Here is a 15,597-nt window from a genome sequence, read left to right as displayed (position 1 = left end):
CGGCCGCTACCGCGCCGGTAACCACCGCGTACTCGCCGTTCTCTCCCGAGCAACCGTTGGCAGGCGACCGTAAGTGACATCGCTCACACCGTCGACCTGCTCACGCGGGAACGTATTTGCGAGTCCGCCGCGCAGACGGTGGTATGTCACTGACGCTCGACCACGTCCCGTTCGCCGGCACCGACCTCGACTCGCTCGTCGAGACGTTCGATTCGGTCGGTCTCACACCGGAGTACGGCGGCGTCCACGGCACCGGCACGACCCACATGTCGGTGCTCGGTTTCGACGACGACTCGTATCTCGAACTCATCTCGACGACGCCCGGAACCAGTGCTGAAAAAGCGGGTTTCTGGCCCGAGTATATCGCCGCCGACGCCGGGCCGACGGCGTGGTGTATCGAGGTGGAGAACCCGAAAACGGAAGCCAAACGGCTCGTCGACGCTGGCGCGTCGGTCGACGGTCCGAAAACCGCGAGCCGTGAGCGCGACGACGGGAAACTCGTCGAGTGGGACATGCTGTTCACCGGTGACGAGCAGACGCGACAACTGCTGCCCTTCGCTATCGCCGACCGAACACCGAAGTCCAGACGAGTGGCGCCGACGCCGAGCGTCGCCGACGGGCCGCTGACCGGCGTCGCGGCCGTCGTCTTGGCCGTCCACGACACCGACGAGGCGAGCGAGTCGTTCCGGCGTCTCTACCGATTTCCGTCCGCGGAGTCGGTCGACGGTGGCCCCGATGGGTGGAGTCTCGCACGCGTCCCCGGTCAGCCCGTCTACTTCGCGGAACCGAGTAGCGAAACGTCGTCGCTTTCGAGCCGACTGGCCGAACTCGGTCCGGGACCCTGTGCGTATCTGCTCGGTGCCGAAGATATCGAGGAGACGATGGCGACGTACGCGCTGGCCGACCTCGAGAACTGGGGCGACTCGCAGGTGGCGTGGTTCGACGCGCCGCGTCTCGACGGAACCGTCGGCGTCGTCGACTGAGTTTCCATCAGTCGGCGAGTCGATTGCGAGTTCGCCGCGTGGACGTGTGGGTCCGGACGCTCTCGCTGTCAGAGTGCCGCCGCTTTCGGTGTAACGCGTCGGAAAATGAAGTGAAGTCGTTTCGGCGAAAGCGGGCCGTTAGATGCCTTCCTCGAAGTCTTCGAGGGCGTAGACGGTGTCGGTGCCACGGCGGTCGAGCGTCTCGTTGGCGAGCAGCCAGTAGACGACCGACAGCGCGCGGCGACCTTTGTTGTTCGTCGGGATGACGAGGTCGACGTTCGACAGCTGGTTGTTCGAGTCACACATCGCAATGACCGGGATGCCGACCGTGATGGCCTCCTTGACGGCCTGCGCGTCACCGATAGGGTCGGTGACGACGACGACGTCCGGTTCGATGTAGCCGCGGTAGTCCGGGTTGGTGAGCGTGCCGGGGATGAAGCGACCCGTGCGGGCGCGTGCACCGATGGCGTCGGCGAACTTCTCGGCTGGGAACCGACCGTACTGACGCGAGGAGGTGACGAGCACCTGCTCGGGGTCGTAGTTGCCGAGGAAGTCCGCGGCCGTGCGAATACGTTTGTCCGTCTGGCTCACGTCGAGGACGTACAGACCGTCGTCACGGACGCGGTGGATGAACCGCTCCATGTCTTTGGTCTTCTGCTGGGTCCCGATGTGGACACCAGCCTGGAGGTAGTCCTCCACGGGGATGAGGAGGTCTGCCTCGTCGTCGGGCATGACGTCCTCGTCGAACATCGGACTGTCGTCGGTTTCTTCGGCCTCGGTCGCCTCGTCGGCGTCCTCGGCGGGCAGGTCGTCGTCCGCCTCGATTTCGGGGTCGACTTCTGGCTCCGCACCGGCTTCGCCGGTCGGTTCCGAGTCGATCTCCTCCTCGGCGGTTTCGAGTGCTTCGTTGTCGTTTTCGGTCATACTGCGTCGTCCGCGATGCGGATGAGTTCGTTGAGTTTGGCAGTTCGCTCGCCGCCGACCGCACCCGTCTTGATGAACGGGGCGGCCGTCGCCACGGCGAGGTGTGCGATGGTGGTGTCCTCCGTCTCACCCGAGCGATGGGAGATAACGGAGTCGTAACCGTGCTGGGTCGCCAGTTCGATGGCGTCGAAGGCGTCCGACAGCGTCCCAATCTGGTTGGGTTTGATGAGGATGCTGTTGGCCGCGCCTTCGTCGATACCCGTCTGTAGCCGCTCGACGTTGGTGACGAACAGGTCGTCACCGCAGATGAGCGTCCGGTCGCCGACTCGGTCGGTGAGCTCGGCGAACCCGTCGTAGTCGTTCTCGTCGAGGGGGTCCTCGACGTAAACGAGGTCGTACTCGTCGACGAGGTCGGCGATGTAGTCTATCTGCTCGTCGGTCGAGCGTTCCTTGTCGCCGTAGCGGTAGACGTCGTCGTCCTCGTCGTACAGCTCCGCGGCGGCCACGTCGAGGCCGGCGCGAATCTCGAAGCCGAGGTCGTCTTCGACGTCGGAGACGGCTTCGTCGACGATTTCGAACGCCTCGCTGTCGTCGACGGCAGGTGCCCACGCACCTTCGTCGCCTTTTGCGGCGGCGATGTCACGGTCGTCGAGAATCTCGGCGACACGCGCGTGAACCGCAGCGTTGGCGAAGACAGCCTCGTCGATGCTCGGTGCGCCGACAGGCGCGGAGAGGAACTCCTGAATGTGCGTCGCCTTCGCGGCGTGTTCGCCGCCGCCGACGACGTTCCCGAGCGGCGTGGGGAAATCCCCACCGCGGAACGCGCCGCCGAGATGCTGGTACAGCGGGGCGCCGAGCACGTCGGCACCGGCTTTCGCGGCCGCCATCGAGATGGCGACGGCGCTGTTGGCGCCGATTTCCGAGAAGTTCTCGGTACCGTCGGCGGCGCGAAGTGCGTTGTCGACTTCGCGTTGGTTGCCTGCGTGGACTTCGCCGATGAGTCGCGGGAGCGCGCGTTCGCGCGTCGCCGCGATGGACTCGCTCGGCGGCAGTTCGATGGCCTCGAACTCACCGGTCGACGCGCCGCTCGGAGCGGCCGCGCGGCCGAAGCCGCCGGACTCCGTGAGTACGTCGGCTTCGACGGTCGGGTTGCCCCGCGAGTCGAGAATGCGGCGGAGTCGGACGTCGGTGACGAGCGTCATCTACGTCTCCCCCCGGCGGACGGTGAACGGGAGCACACCGGCGTCGTACTCCTCTGCGGCGATGAGTATCGGTTCGGTCTGCTTCGATTCGACGAGTACCGGCGCACCGTAGCTTATCTGCAGCGCTCGTGCGCCGAGGATGCGCGCCTTCTCGTACCGATTGTACTGTTGTATCATTGGTACGGAGCCACCACGTCGACGAGGTCTTTGTGCGAAACCATCATCCGTCGGCAGCACGCCCGCTCGACGCCGAGTTCGTCGAGAACTTCGGCGGGGTCTTCGTCACCCTCGCGGGCGCGTGCTTTGAACTCTTCCCAGTGTTCGGCGACGACGTTGCCGCACGTGAAACACCGGACGGGTATCATCATGGTTGGGTCACCTCAGCGGTAGGACTTCTGGTAGCGAGCGCGAGCGCCGGGCCCGCCCCACTTCTTGGACTCGGACTGGCGAACGTCGTTGACCAGCAGCGACCGGTCGAACTCCATGTACGCGTCGCGGAGTTCGGCGTCGTTGAAGTACTGCACCAGCCCACGGGCGATGGCGGTGCGGGTGGCGTCTGCCTGCCCGCTGAAACCGCCGCCGCTGACGCGCACGTCGATGTCGACGTCGTCGCGGAGTTCGTCGCCGGCGATGCGGAACGGCTCCATCATCTTCAGGCGTGCAATCTCCGGGTCGACCAGTTCGACGGGTCGGGAGTTGATACGTACGCGACCCTCGCCCTCACGCACGGTGGCGCGGGCGACGGCCGTCTTCTTCTTACCGCTCGTGTTAGTTACCATGTGACGTTAGCACCCAGTTTTTCGGAGATTTCTCCGAGGGAGATGAACTTGATGTTCGAGAGTCGGTCCAGCGACGTGCCGTCGAGCACTTCGCCGTCTTCGTCGTACGGGTTGTCGACGTAGACGCGGACGTTCTCGAACGCCTCGCGGCCGTGCGGGGTCTTGTACGGGACCATGCCGCGGATGGCGCGCTTGAAGATGCGGTCGGGGCGCTTCGGGTAGTACGGACCGCGGTCGGAGCCGACCTCCGTGCGCTTCCGGTAGACGCCCATCACGTCCTCGTCGCGGCCGGTGATGACCGCGCGTTCGGCGTTGATGACCGCGACGCGCTCGCCGTCGAGCGCGCGTTGGGCCACTTCGCTGGCGACGCGACCCATGATGCAGTCGCGTGCGTCCACGATAACGTCGGCTTCGAATTCAGCGTAGCTCATCGAATCACCCGGACGTTGGACCCTTCGGGGTTCTGTTCTGCGACCTGTTCGAGCGTCAGCACGTCACCAACCTGTTCGATTTTCTTGCGGGCAGTGCCCGAGAAATCGACGGCTGCGACAGTGACGTTTTTCTGCAGCACACCACTCCCCAGCACCTTGCCGGGGACGACTACGGTTTCGTCTTCCTGCGCGTACCGCTCGATGCGGCCGAGGTTGACCTCCGCGTGGGTGCGCCGTGGCTTTTCGAGGCGGTCTGCGACGTCACGCCATACTGCGGCGTCTGCGTCTCGTGAAACCGCCTTTAGCTCGGCGATGAGACTCGTGAGTCTCGGATTCGTCTTGCTACTCATGATGAAGTAACCTCCTGAGAAGGGGAGTGCAGGGAGCAGGATTTGAACCTGCGGACTCCTATGAGACAGCGCCCTGAACGCTGCGCCGTTGGCCAAACTTGGCTATCCCTGCACGCGATTTGCTGTTCTCTCCGCCCCTTCAAACCACTTTCGGTCCGGCACGCCGACGACGCTCGCGTCGTCGCCGCGTCGGCCGACAGCACCGTCGCTCGTCGGGCCTCCGGGACGCCACCGGAGCAGTGGCGTCGTCGAAGCGGCCGAAGCGAACGTCGGTGCATGGTTGAGGGGGTCATCTGTACTAATTGCTTAAACTGCGACTGCGTCTTCGAGTTCCGCCGCGCGTGCGTCGATGGAGTCGATGGCGCGCAGCAGCAGTTCGTCGGCGGTGAACGAGCCGTCCGTCTCCACGTGGAAGACGAACGCGCCGGGGACGTCCGTTACCTCGACTTCCTTGCCGGGGTAGCGGTTCGTGAGGTCGTTGCCGAACTCGTCGGTGGCGACGAGTTCGCCCTCCTCCGTCTCGACGACGCCCCGGAGGATGTTCGGTTCTTCCTCGTCGAACTCACCGGCGTCGCCGACGACCTCGACCTTCTGCAGGTGTCGGTAGCCGACTGCCACGCCGCCTTGATGTTTGGCGTGGGATTTGCCGGTTTCGAGAACCGCGTCTGCCTCGAACTCGAGGCGCTGGCCCTCTTTCAGTTCGATGATGGGGATGTTCTCGTCGGCGGGCTGGACCAGTTCGTCGCTGGTCTCGATGTCGCCGGAGTACGCCGTCGCCGGTCCTTCGACGTCGAGCGCAAGCGTCACGTCGTCGCCGACCTCGAAGTCGTCGAGGGGCGTCGTCAGCGGCACGAGGCCCAGTCGTAGGCCGATCATCTCGTCGAACATCACCGACGAGTTCTCGACGAACCGGACGGTGTCGATAGACAGCGTCGGCACGTCGGTGATCATCGCACGGCGGATGCCGTTGGCTATCGCGGGCGTCAGCCCACGGACGACGAACCGCGCCGACCGTTCTTCGCGTTCGATGAACTCGACCTCGAACTCGTCTGACATTGTTTTCAGAACCTACGGTTTTTGGGCGCGCGAGTGCCGTCGTGCGGAATCGGCGTCACGTCTTCGATACGGCCGATTTCGAGGCCGGCACGTGCGAGCGCTCGGATGGTCGCCTGTGCGCCGGGGCCGGGGGATTTGTTGAGGTTCCCGCCGGGGCCGCGAACACGGACGTGGACGCCGTCGATGCCTGCCGCCTTGACTTCCTCGGCGACGACTTCGGCCATCTGCATGGCTGCGTACGGCGACGCTTCGTCACGGTTCTGCTTCACCACGGTCCCACCACTGGATTTAGCGATGGTCTCGGCACCGGTCTGGTCGGTGATGGTGATGAGCGTGTTGTTGAACGATGCGTACACGTGGGCGATGCCCCACGTCTCTTCACTGGTTTCGCTCATTCTTGACCCTCTGCGCGCTCAGGATGCAGTTCGTCCGCGAGCGGCGAGTTCTCCTCGAAGCTCACGGTGGACTCTTCGTCGACTTCGACTTTCTTCGAGGGGACGGTGGTCCGTGCGCCCTCGACGGTCACGTGACCGTGGGTGATGAACTGTCGCGCCTGCTTCGGCGTGTTGCCGAGGCCTTTGCGGTAGGCGACCGTCTGGAGACGACGTTCGAGCAGGTCCGTGACGTCCAGCGAGAGAATCTCGCTGATGTCGTCGGAGTCGTTCAGGATGCCGAGTCGGCGGAGGCGGTTCAGGAAGTCCGCGCCTGCCTCGCCTGCCTCGTCGATGTCACCCTGTGCGTCGCCGAGGAGGCGTCGGGCCTCACGGCGGAACGAGCGCAGTTCGGACTGCGCGCGCCACAGTTCTTCTTTCGTCTTCAGTCCGTAGCGGCCGAGCAGGTCGCCCTCGCGGGCGATGCGTTCACCCTGATACGGGTGGTTCGGCGTCTCGTAGGACTTGGTGTTCTTGCCGGTACTCATTCGTCGTCACCGCCTTCTTCTGCTTCCGCTTCCTCGCGGATGGCTTCGACGTTGACGCCGATGGTACCCTCGGTGCGGCCGGTGGACTTCGTCCGCTGGCCGCGGACCTTCTGACCGCGCTGGTGCCGGATACCCTTGTAGGAGTTTATCATCTGCATCCGGTTGATGTCGTGGCGGCGTTTCTGCTGTAGGTCGTTGCCGATTTGATGCGTCGTCTCACCGGTGTAGAAATCGTTCTGCCGGTTGGTGAGCCACGGGGGAACCTCGTCTGCGAGGTTCTCGACGGCCGAAACGACGGCGTCGATGTCCTCCTCTTCGAGGCGACCGAACGTCGCGGTTCGGTCGACCCCCGCGTTCTCGGCGACGATGCGCGCGGTGCGCTTGCCGATACCGTTCATGTCTGTCAGGCTCCGCTCGACCGTCTTCGTCCCGTCGAGGTCCGTCTGCCCGATGCGGACGAAGTATCGGAGGTTGTCCTCCTCCTCTTCGGTCGAGCCGTCCTGTGGTTCTTCTGCACTCATGGTGGAAAGTGGGTGAGCGTTGCGGCGGGGATTCGAACCCCGGAGGCATGACGCCACTGAGTTAGCAACCCAGCGCCTTGGGCCGCTTGGCTACCGCAACATGTCGTATCTTCGCCCGTTTCGGACTCGGGACGTCGCGCCCCTACAGTGACTGCAATTGGAGTAATCCGTGGACAGTACTTAAACGTCACGAAAGCCGGATATCGTGTGAGACGCTCTGACAGTCCGTCTCGTGCTGAAGTTCGGGTGCCGGGCTATCGCGCCTCGTTTCGAGGAGAAAACAGTGAGCGACGCCTCGGAATCTGTCGGCGTGAGTTAGTGGGGACTCCCCAACCGCTCGACAGTCACTTCAGAGTCCTCAAAGTCCCAAAATCTCGCGCGCCTGCGCGGGCGTCGCGACTGGTCTATTGAGTTCGTCGGCGATGCGGACCGCTCGCTCGACGAACTGCGCGTTGCTCTCGGCCAACTCACCCTTGCGGTAGTAGATGTTGTCCTCCAAGCCGACGCGGACGTGTCCACCGAGTACGATGCTCATCGTCGTCAGCGGCAACTGGTGGCGGCCAAAGCCGAGTACGTTGAACTCAGCACCCTCAGGAAGGTGCGATACCATCGTCTGGAGGCTTCGCGGATGCGGCACGGATAGTGTTCCTGACCCGAAGATGAGGTTGAAGTACGGCGGCGAGTCGAGTTCGTCGACGATAGCCAGCGACTCGTTGAGGTGGCCGTCGTTGAACACCTCCAACTCGGGTTTGATTCCCCGCTCGCGCATCTCCTCGTGGAGCATCCGCACCGTTGCGCGCGTGTTCTCGCTCGTGAGGCGGTCGTAGCGGTTCAGCGGCCCCATGTCGAGCGACGCCATCTCCGGGGCAGGGTCAGTCCTCAGAGGCTCTGCACGCAACGCGTCCGGTGCGCCCGTCCCGCCGGTCGAGTGCTGTATCACGACGTTCTCTGTGGCCTCCCGAACTTTCTCAGTGACTTCCTGAAATCGTTCGGTCGAGAAGGCGCGTTCGCCGCTGTCGCGGCGGGCGTGGAGGTGGAGGATACTTGCGCCCGCGTTCTCGCAGGCGGCCGCCGCCGCGGCGATTTCGTCGGGCGTCTCCGGCAGGTCCGGGTGTGCTTCTTTCCCTTGGACGCCGCCAGTGAGCGCCGCGGTGACGATGACGGGTTTGGCGTCGAGGTAGTCGTCGTAGCTCATGCGTTCTCGCTCACTCCGCTCCGGTCTCGCCCTCGCGGTCGTCCGCGTGCGCGAGATAGATTTCACAGTCCGTCGCGTGGTCGAGTCCGTACCGGCCGGCGCAGATGTCTGCGCGCATCGGTTGGACGAACTCGTCGGCAGCGGTACAGTACGGTCGCGCCGTATCGAACGTCTGCTCGCCCGCCTCCCGGCGGTAGTCGAGGTACGGACAGCGGTCTGCCATGCCAACACTTCGCGTGCGACGAGCATCAACCCCCGGTAACCCCCGTGTCACGTGCCGTTAGCGAGTGTTTGTATCCGTATCCGAATCCGAGTCCGAATCCGTATTCGCACCTACATCCGTCTCCGCGCCCAAACCCGTGCCCGGCGCGGACTCCGGCGACGATGCCGACGAGACCGAGGAGTCCCACACCTCGCGGTAGTCGTCGACGAACTCGGCCAACGAGGTGGGCGACCGGCCCAACACCCGTTCGACGTCGTCGGTCACACGGCCCGAGAACCCGAGTCGGGCGACGGTGTAGATACCGAGCATCACGACGACGAACCCGAGCGGTTCGTCCCGGCCGTACGTCCGCCGTGCGAACCGAAACGGCGACGGGTTCGGATAGGTGATTCTGCGGCCGAGTGTTTCCGAAAACACCTGCGCCGCCTCGTCGTAGGTCAGCGCCTCCCTCCCCGTGAGGTCGTATCTCTGATTTTCGTGACCGGGTTCGGTGAGGGCGGCGGCAGCGACGGCGGCGACGTCGCGGGCGTCGACGAAACTCGTTCGACCTTCGCCCGCCGGAACGAACAGTTCGTCGTGTTCGCGTACGTCGACGGCGTGAACCTCCGCGAGGTTCTGCATGAAGAAACTCGCGCGGAGGAAGGTGTACGATGCGTCGCTCTGTTCGAGGTGGCGTTCGATGCGACGGTGTGGCAACAACGGGTTCCGGTTCGCGCCGAGCACCGACAGAAACACGACGTGGTCGACGCCGACACGAATCGCCGCGTCCACGGCGTCTCTCGCGCGTGCGACGTCGCCGCCGGGTGGCAGCAGCAAGAACAGCCTGTCGACGCCCTCGAACGCTCGTCCCCACGTCTCGGGTTTCTCGAAGTCGAACCGAACTGATTCGGGTTCGTCCGCCGCCGCCGACGCCGGTGTCCGCGTGGCGATACGGACCGAGCGGCCGTACTCTGCGAGCAACTCCGTAAGTGTTGTCCCAACCGTTCCGGTCGCACCGGTGACGAGAACGGTGTTATTCGGGTCGTTTCGGTCACCCATAGCGATGGAACTGGACGGAGACACATCGTTCTACGGGGCCGGCTCACGAGGCGGTTGTCGAAGAACAACCGCGTTCACCGTTCGGTCACTCGAAGCGTGGTGTGTTGTTCTGCGCGTGATATCTCTCTGCGATTCACTCCTTCGATAGCTGATGACTGTTCGTCGAGGGCCAGTGTTCGCCTCGATTCCCGGTGTTTCGGTGCTGTTTGGGGCGTGCCTACTTACGGCGGTACCGCCTCAGTGTTCGTATGCGAGACATAGAGGGTAGCGAGAGCAGTGTAGGTCCTCCCGACGAGCGACGCTCCGAGACGCTCGTCGTCTACGCCGATTACGTCTGTCCGTTCAGTTATCTCGGCACCGAAGTTCTTTCTAACTACCAATCTTCCCGTGAGAGTCGTGGACTGCCGCAAGTGGACGTCGAGTGGCGACCGTTCGACCTCCGTGAACCGTATCGCGACGCCGACGGCATCTTGAACCAGAAGATAGAAGTCGAAGAGTCGCTCGGGGCGCCGTGGTCCGCCGTCGAGGAGTTGGCCGGGCGCTACGGCGTGGAGATGAACCTCTCCTCGCCGACGTACCGCAGCGTCGACTCACGAAACGCACAGAAACTCTCCCTCTACGTGCAAACGGAGCATCCGGACCGATTCGAGACCATCCACGGCTGGCTCTTTTCGGCGCTGTGGCGCGACGGCGAGGATATCGGCGACGACGAGACGCTCGTCGATATCGCAGGCGCCGCCGGCCTCGACCCGGCGTCGGTTCGGTCGGTGCTCTCCGACGGTGAGTACGACCACGAACTCACCGACGCGCTCTCGGAGTCCGAACGCGAAGACGTGACCGGGATTCCTTCGTTCGTGTATCAGGAGCGAACCGCTCAGGGTGCAGTCCCCGAAGAATCGTTGCAGACGCTCATCGAAACGTAACCTACCCACTCACCATCGGCATCTCGCCGACCCATTCGTCGTTCTCAACGCATCGAAGCATGAACGCGGCTACGTCGGCACGCGACACCGAGTTCCGCGGCCCGAGTTTCAGATATCCAACGTCGTACTCGCCAGTGTAGGCGCCCTCGGTGAGACGTGGCGGGCGAACAACGGTCCAGCGTCGGTCGCTGTCGCGGACGTCGAGAACGTGTTGACGTGCATCCGAGAGCAGGCCGCCGGCGACGAGACCCATCACCGACCCCATCGCTCGCGCGCCGAGCGACGGGGGGTCCGACTTCGTTCTGACAGCTGCACCCGCGAGCGTCACGAAGCGGTCCACGCCGTGTTCGTCCATCGCCGCGAGGATGTTCCGTCCACCGACAGTCAGCACGTCGTCGCCGGACGAACTCGTGTGTCCGAGAGCGCTGAAAACGGCGTCAGCACCGTCGACACCTTCCGAGACGGCTTCGGCGTCGGTCACGTCGCCTTCGACGACCTGCAGATTCTCGTGTTCGAGGTCGAATGTCTCCACGTCGCGGACGAACGCGGTCACGTGGTGTCCCGAGTCGAGCGCTCGTTCGACCAGCGGGCGACCGGTTCTGCCGGTCGCACCGAAGACTGTGAGATTCACGGGAGACGTACGGCCGCAGAGAGAATAAGCAGTGTCCGTGGTCGTCGGGGCGAGTTGGTTCCAGTCGTAGAGAGGGTGTCGATTCCGAGAACGGCGCGTGAGGGCTATCCGCGAAGCGCCTCGACCGGCCGCTGTCTCGACGCCTTCCACGCCGGGTACAGTCCACCGAGTGCGCTCGCAGCGACGCCGAAAACGAAGCCCAAGAGGGCGTATCGAAGTCCTTCCGTCGTGAACGCGAGCGGGTCACCCAGCAGCGCGTTGTTGATAACCAGACCCAACCCGAGGCTGACGAGTACGCCGACGAACGCCCCGACGACGCCGAGCAGCGTCGCCTCGGTGAGCATGATGCGGAGCACGTCGCTTCGTTCGTAGCCGACGGCGCGAAGCACGCCTATCTCCTCGCGGCGCTCGATAGCGCTCATCAGCATCACGTTGGCGATGCTCACGCCGGCGACGACGAGCGAAATCGCGCCCAAGCCGACCAGAAACAGGTTGACCTGCGCGAACGCTTGGTCGATTTGCTCGGAGACCTCGCCGCGCTCGAACACCGATATCTGCTGTTCGCGGCCGTTGAACGCGTCTCGAATCGCCATCGCCGACTCGTTGGCTTGGTCGACGTTGTCCGACCGGACGACGACCTGTGCGTAGCCCTCCGACTCGAACGCCGTCGCCGGGAGGACGACCGCCTCGTTCGGACTCGCGACTGCGGCTTGGCCCTCGTCTTCGAGGACGGCCGCAACCCGATAGGTCTCGCCGTCGAGTTCGAGTTTGTTCCCCGGTTCGAGGCCGTAACGGTCCGCCAGCGTCGCGCCGACGAGTGCGCCGCGTCGCCAGTTACCCGGAATCGAGCCGTCGCGGACGGTGTACAACTCCCTCGGATTTTCGACGCCGTAGACGGTTACACCCCCGTCGGACCGGCCGACAGCGAGGTCGGCGTTTCGCTGTTTCAACGGGACGAGGTCCGCACCGCTGGTCGCCCGTTCGATTTCGCGGATGTCGGCGTCGGTGAGGTAGCCCTCGTCGTTGTCTTCGCCCGCAAACACCTGCAGGTCGCTGCCGATAGAGCCGAGCGTCTCGAACTGGGCGTCTTTGAACGCGACGCCCGCGATGCCCAAGGTGGCGATGGCGACGACGCCGATGACGATAGCGGCGATAGCGAGCGCCGAGCGGGTCCGCGCCCGCGTCAGGTTCCGCCGTGCCATGAGGACGATAGGGAACCGTCGCCACAGCGCGTCAAACATCGGAGAGTCTCCCGTCGACCAGTTCGACAGTCCGGTCGGCGAACTCGCTGACGTAGTCGTCGTGGGTGACGGTGACGACGGCGACGCCCTCGTCGGTGATGCGGTCGAACTCGTCGAGAATCTGGTCGCCGGTCTCTCTGTCGAGGTTGCCAGTGGGTTCGTCGGCGAGCACGATTTGTGGGTCGTTGATGAGCGACCGGGCGATGGCGACGCGCTGTTTCTGCCCGCCCGATAGTTCGTTCGGATAGTGGTCGAGTCGGTCGCCGAGGCCCACCCGTTCGAGGAGGTCCGTCGCGCGCGCCGTCGTCTCCTTTGGTTTGCGGTCCAAGAGGCGTGGAACTTCGACGTTCTCCCGTGCGGTGAGCGTCGGGATGAGGTAGAAGCTCTGGAAGACGAAGCCGATAACTCGCTTTCTGAGTCGGGTCGCGGCCGTCTCCGAGAGCGCCGACACGTCGTTGCCGTCGACCAACACGGTGCCCGACGTTGGGATGTCGAGCAGACCGAGAATGTTCAGGAGTGTGGATTTCCCGCTCCCGCTGGGGCCGACGATGGAGACGAACTCCCCGCGGTCGATGTGGAAGTCGAGACCCTTCAGCGCGCGAACCGTCTCCGCGCCCGTCTGGTACTCTTTGACCACGTTCGTGCCGTCGATGACGCGGGCGTCCGCACCAGCCGCTTTGCTCGACGCGCTCGCGGTTTTCACGGCATCCGTCGTATCTGTCGCGTCCGTCGGTGAATTCGAACTCACGGAGAACTACCCCCGTCGCCAGAGAACGAGACCACCGACGACGACGAACACGACGACGAGGCCGCCGACGAGTGGGAGCGACGACCCGCTCTGGTTCGGACGGTTGGCGTCGTTCGTCGTCTCCGGTTCGTAGTTCACCGTCGTCACCGTCTCTTGGGTCACGCCGTCGACGGTGTAGCGAACCCGTATCGGAATCTCGGTCCGGTTGTTCGTCAGGCGGGCGTCGAGGTCGAAGGAGACGAAGTCGCTCGACTCGACGGTTCCGACGAAGTATTCGGGTTGTGGCTGTGCGGGCGCGACGTTCTCCTCGCCGACGACGCTGACGACGACGCTGTCGACGCGTTCGCCACCGAGGTTGGCCGCGCTGCCCGAGATGGAGACGCGGTCGTTCGACCCATCGGATTCGACGCTCACACCGGTGAGGTCGATGGTACCGGGGTTCTCCGGCGGGCGGAAGTCCGCCTCGAACGTCTCGATGCTGCGGCGGCGTTCGCCGTCGGGGTCGGTGTAGGTGAGCACCGCGCGCATCGGAAGCTTCTCGCCGGCCTCTGCGGTGGCGGCGAAGGAGAACGTTCGCGTCTCGCCTGCGCCGAGCGTCGCGGCGACGCGGTCGGCTTCACGGAACTCGACGTTCTCGCTCGCAAGCGAGAGTCTGACCTGCCGGACGCTGTCGTTGAGACCGTTGGCGACGGTGACGTTCATCCCTCGTTCGGCCCCGACGACGGCCTCCTCGACGCTCACTTCCAACTGCGGATGTGGCTGCTGGACGGTGACGTCGAGCGGGTGGACGATTCGGCGGGTGTCGCCGTCGAACCCGCGGAGTTCCGCGTGGACGTAGACGGTCTGTGCGCCCGTCTCGTTCAGGGTGATGTTCAGGTTCGGGCGCAGCGTGTCACCGGGGTCGAGACGACCCAGCGAGGTGCGCTCGGCGTACTTCTTGCTCGTGCGGTCGGTGGTCTTTCGCACCTCGACGCTGTCGACGACGTACGCTTCGTCGCTGTCGTTGGCATTTCGAAGCGTCGGCGTGACGCTGAACTCGCTTTCGGGGACGGGGCTGTTCGTCGAGGTGTCGACGGTGATGGAGACGAACGTCCCGTCGGCGGCGACGGGCGCGGCCGCGAGCGGTCCCGCGACGGCGCTTATCAGGAGGGCTACGGCGACGGCTGTCGCCTTCGATGCAGTGGGGAGGTTCACGATGTTGTACTATCCTACACACAGAACTTAGCCGTTTCTGTCGAAGTGACTGTTCGATAAGAGTGAAATTACGCGACAGACTGGGAAATTAACGGCTGGCTGTCGCTGACACAGCGAGAGGGAGTAAAAACCAGCGACTCTCTCAGGCTGGCAGGTACTTCTCGTTGAGCACCCACTCGTCTTGGTCGTCGCGGACGAGATACTCGCCGTAGTACGGAACGCGATTTTCGACGACTTCACGGAACGTCTCTCGAATCTCGTCTTTGGACATGTCGCCCATCGGACGTAGGTCGTCGTTGCGGTTCAGACAGCCCTTCAGGTAGCCTTCGTGGGTGACGCGCACGCGGTGGCAGTTCGCACAGAAGTTCTCGTTGCCGACGGGGTCGACGATTTCGACCATCCCCCCGCCGACCCAGTACCGTTTCCGGTCGTGCATCTCGCGGTGTTCGACGCGGTCGGAGATGTCGGCGAGCCAGTCGTGGACGCGCTGGATATCGATGCTCCACTCGGGTTTGCCCGTCAGTTCGGGCATGTACTCGATGAGTTGCAACTGGAGACCGTCGTTCTCGGCGACGTGGTCGACCATCCCTTCGACGTAGCCGGCGGTGTGCTCGAAGACGACCATGTTCAGTTTCACCGGGTCGAGACCGGCGTCCAACGCCGCCTGCACGCCTTCCATCACGCGGTCGTACGCGCCGGATTTCGTAATCTCGGCGAACGCCTGTGGTTCGAGCGCGTCCTGTGAGACGTTCACGCGTTCGAGTCCCGCCGCTTTCAGGTCCTCCGCGCGCCCGGGGAGGAACGTTCCGTTCGTCGTCAGCGACATCTCCATCGAGTCGGGCGTGCGTTCGAGAATCTCTTCGAGGTCCCCTCGGAGCATCGGTTCGCCGCCGGTGAACTTCACCTTCCGGACGCCGAACTCCTCGACGACTTCGAGGAAGCGAACGACGTCGTCGGCGCTCATCTCGTCGTCCTGCGGGTCCATCGGCCCCCGCGTATCGCCGAGTCCTTCGTTGTGACAGTAGACGCAGTCGAAGTTGCACCGGTCCGTAAGCGAGATTCGGACCCCGGTGACGTCCCTGCCGAAGTCGTCCGTCAACATATATCGTGAGAGTTCGTGTGGACGTGCTTAAATGAGTGGGACTGACCCCGCCGTTCGTAACTCTATTCGGTTACGCTCGTCTCAACCGGTAGCTCCGGTTGGTTGCCGATGGTCGGTTCGTCGGCAGTCAGCGCATC

21 protein-coding genes and 2 tRNA genes are annotated in these 15,597 nt (G+C 64.2%); 2 read left to right on the top strand and 21 right to left on the bottom strand.

The window, feature by feature from the left end; all coding sequences use genetic code 11:
* The first annotated feature begins 143 nt into the window (after positions 1 to 143).
* Positions 144 to 983 carry a VOC family protein gene (locus AUR64_RS15695; protein WP_058582904.1) on the top strand — a complete coding sequence of 280 codons (840 nt, stop codon included), beginning with the start codon at positions 144 to 146 and terminating at the stop codon, positions 981 to 983.
* 138 nt (positions 984 to 1,121) lie between these two features.
* On the opposite strand, the gene rpsB is transcribed toward AUR64_RS15695, so the two are convergent.
* From rpsB to AUR64_RS15615, 16 genes are all read right to left on the bottom strand, one after another.
* Positions 1,122 to 1,907, bottom strand: a complete 786-nt coding sequence (rpsB, locus tag AUR64_RS15690) for a 30S ribosomal protein S2 (protein WP_058582903.1) — start codon at positions 1,905 to 1,907, stop codon at positions 1,122 to 1,124.
* A complete protein-coding gene (gene eno, locus AUR64_RS15685; protein WP_058582902.1) occupies positions 1,904 to 3,109 on the bottom strand; it encodes a phosphopyruvate hydratase in 1,206 nt (401 codons plus the stop codon). Before eno ends, rpsB begins: the two co-directional genes overlap by 4 nt.
* On the bottom strand, positions 3,110 to 3,286 hold the full coding sequence (locus tag AUR64_RS15680) for a DNA-directed RNA polymerase subunit K (protein ID WP_058582901.1): 177 nt from the start codon (positions 3,284 to 3,286) through the stop codon (positions 3,110 to 3,112).
* Positions 3,283 to 3,477, bottom strand: coding sequence for a DNA-directed RNA polymerase subunit N (locus AUR64_RS15675; RefSeq protein WP_058582900.1), 195 nt, complete (start codon positions 3,475 to 3,477; stop codon positions 3,283 to 3,285). Before AUR64_RS15675 ends, AUR64_RS15680 begins: the two co-directional genes overlap by 4 nt.
* Positions 3,478 to 3,489: 12 nt before the next feature.
* On the bottom strand, positions 3,490 to 3,888 hold the full coding sequence (locus AUR64_RS15670) for a 30S ribosomal protein S9 (protein WP_058582899.1): 399 nt from the start codon (positions 3,886 to 3,888) through the stop codon (positions 3,490 to 3,492).
* Positions 3,882 to 4,319, bottom strand: coding sequence for a 50S ribosomal protein L13 (locus tag AUR64_RS15665; RefSeq protein WP_058582898.1), 438 nt, complete (start codon positions 4,317 to 4,319; stop codon positions 3,882 to 3,884). The genes AUR64_RS15670 and AUR64_RS15665 overlap by 7 nt, the downstream gene beginning before the upstream one ends.
* A complete protein-coding gene (locus tag AUR64_RS15660) occupies positions 4,316 to 4,669 on the bottom strand; it encodes a 50S ribosomal protein L18e (RefSeq protein WP_058582897.1) in 354 nt (117 codons plus the stop codon). Before AUR64_RS15660 ends, AUR64_RS15665 begins: the two co-directional genes overlap by 4 nt.
* A 27-nt stretch (positions 4,670 to 4,696) precedes the next feature.
* Positions 4,697 to 4,781: transfer RNA gene (locus AUR64_RS15655), tRNA-Leu, on the bottom strand.
* 194 nt (positions 4,782 to 4,975) lie between these two features.
* A complete protein-coding gene (locus tag AUR64_RS15650; RefSeq protein WP_058582896.1) occupies positions 4,976 to 5,725 on the bottom strand; it encodes a DNA-directed RNA polymerase subunit D in 750 nt (249 codons plus the stop codon).
* A gap of 5 nt (positions 5,726 to 5,730) precedes the next feature.
* Positions 5,731 to 6,120, bottom strand: coding sequence for a 30S ribosomal protein S11 (locus AUR64_RS15645; protein WP_058582895.1), 390 nt, complete (start codon positions 6,118 to 6,120; stop codon positions 5,731 to 5,733).
* Positions 6,117 to 6,644: a 30S ribosomal protein S4 gene (locus AUR64_RS15640; protein WP_058582894.1), complete on the bottom strand. Its 528-nt coding sequence runs from the start codon at positions 6,642 to 6,644 to the stop codon at positions 6,117 to 6,119. The genes AUR64_RS15645 and AUR64_RS15640 overlap by 4 nt, the downstream gene beginning before the upstream one ends.
* The gene (locus AUR64_RS15635; RefSeq protein ID WP_058582893.1) at positions 6,641 to 7,165 is read right to left on the bottom strand and encodes a 30S ribosomal protein S13; all 525 of its coding nucleotides are present in this window, start codon (positions 7,163 to 7,165) and stop codon (positions 6,641 to 6,643) included. The genes AUR64_RS15640 and AUR64_RS15635 overlap by 4 nt, the downstream gene beginning before the upstream one ends.
* Positions 7,166 to 7,182: 17 nt before the next feature.
* Positions 7,183 to 7,265 (bottom strand) — tRNA-Ser (locus tag AUR64_RS15630).
* Positions 7,266 to 7,523: 258 nt separating this feature from the next.
* The gene (locus AUR64_RS15625) at positions 7,524 to 8,360 is read right to left on the bottom strand and encodes a BKACE family enzyme (protein WP_058582892.1); all 837 of its coding nucleotides are present in this window, start codon (positions 8,358 to 8,360) and stop codon (positions 7,524 to 7,526) included.
* A 10-nt stretch (positions 8,361 to 8,370) separates the two neighbouring features.
* Complete coding sequence (locus AUR64_RS15620; protein ID WP_058582891.1) at positions 8,371 to 8,583, bottom strand: hypothetical protein; 213 nt, start codon at positions 8,581 to 8,583, stop codon at positions 8,371 to 8,373.
* A gap of 57 nt (positions 8,584 to 8,640) precedes the next feature.
* Positions 8,641 to 9,621: an NmrA family NAD(P)-binding protein gene (locus tag AUR64_RS15615; RefSeq protein WP_071391303.1), complete on the bottom strand. Its 981-nt coding sequence runs from the start codon at positions 9,619 to 9,621 to the stop codon at positions 8,641 to 8,643.
* Positions 9,622 to 9,869: 248 nt separating this feature from the next.
* Here AUR64_RS15615 and AUR64_RS15610 point away from each other — a divergent pair, with 248 nt between their 5' ends.
* Positions 9,870 to 10,544 carry a DsbA family oxidoreductase gene (locus AUR64_RS15610; RefSeq protein ID WP_058582890.1) on the top strand — a complete coding sequence of 225 codons (675 nt, stop codon included), beginning with the start codon at positions 9,870 to 9,872 and terminating at the stop codon, positions 10,542 to 10,544.
* 1 nt (position 10,545) lies between these two features.
* Here the strand turns inward: AUR64_RS15610 and AUR64_RS15605 are convergent, their stop codons facing one another.
* From AUR64_RS15605 to moaA, 5 genes are all read right to left on the bottom strand, one after another.
* Positions 10,546 to 11,175 (bottom strand): NAD(P)-dependent oxidoreductase, encoded by a 630-nt coding sequence (locus AUR64_RS15605; RefSeq protein WP_058582889.1) that lies wholly within the window; start codon positions 11,173 to 11,175, stop codon positions 10,546 to 10,548.
* A 104-nt stretch (positions 11,176 to 11,279) separates the two neighbouring features.
* Positions 11,280 to 12,416 (bottom strand): ABC transporter permease, encoded by a 1,137-nt coding sequence (locus AUR64_RS15600; RefSeq protein ID WP_058582888.1) that lies wholly within the window; start codon positions 12,414 to 12,416, stop codon positions 11,280 to 11,282.
* Entirely contained in the window at positions 12,409 to 13,119 is a 711-nt protein-coding gene (locus AUR64_RS15595; protein ID WP_058583006.1) for an ABC transporter ATP-binding protein, read from the bottom strand. Before AUR64_RS15595 ends, AUR64_RS15600 begins: the two co-directional genes overlap by 8 nt.
* A 51-nt stretch (positions 13,120 to 13,170) precedes the next feature.
* Positions 13,171 to 14,358, bottom strand: a complete 1,188-nt coding sequence (locus AUR64_RS15590; protein WP_058582887.1) for a hypothetical protein — start codon at positions 14,356 to 14,358, stop codon at positions 13,171 to 13,173.
* A gap of 142 nt (positions 14,359 to 14,500) precedes the next feature.
* A complete protein-coding gene (moaA, locus tag AUR64_RS15585; RefSeq protein WP_058582886.1) occupies positions 14,501 to 15,460 on the bottom strand; it encodes a GTP 3',8-cyclase MoaA in 960 nt (319 codons plus the stop codon).
* Positions 15,461 to 15,597: the final 137 nt, after the last annotated feature.

The organism is Haloprofundus marisrubri (assembly GCF_001469955.1).
GTDB classification, from domain to species: Archaea; Halobacteriota; Halobacteria; order Halobacteriales; family Haloferacaceae; genus Haloprofundus; species Haloprofundus marisrubri.
Note: the sequence above shows the minus strand (reverse complement) of the source record. Positions and strands in the feature narration are given on the sequence as shown.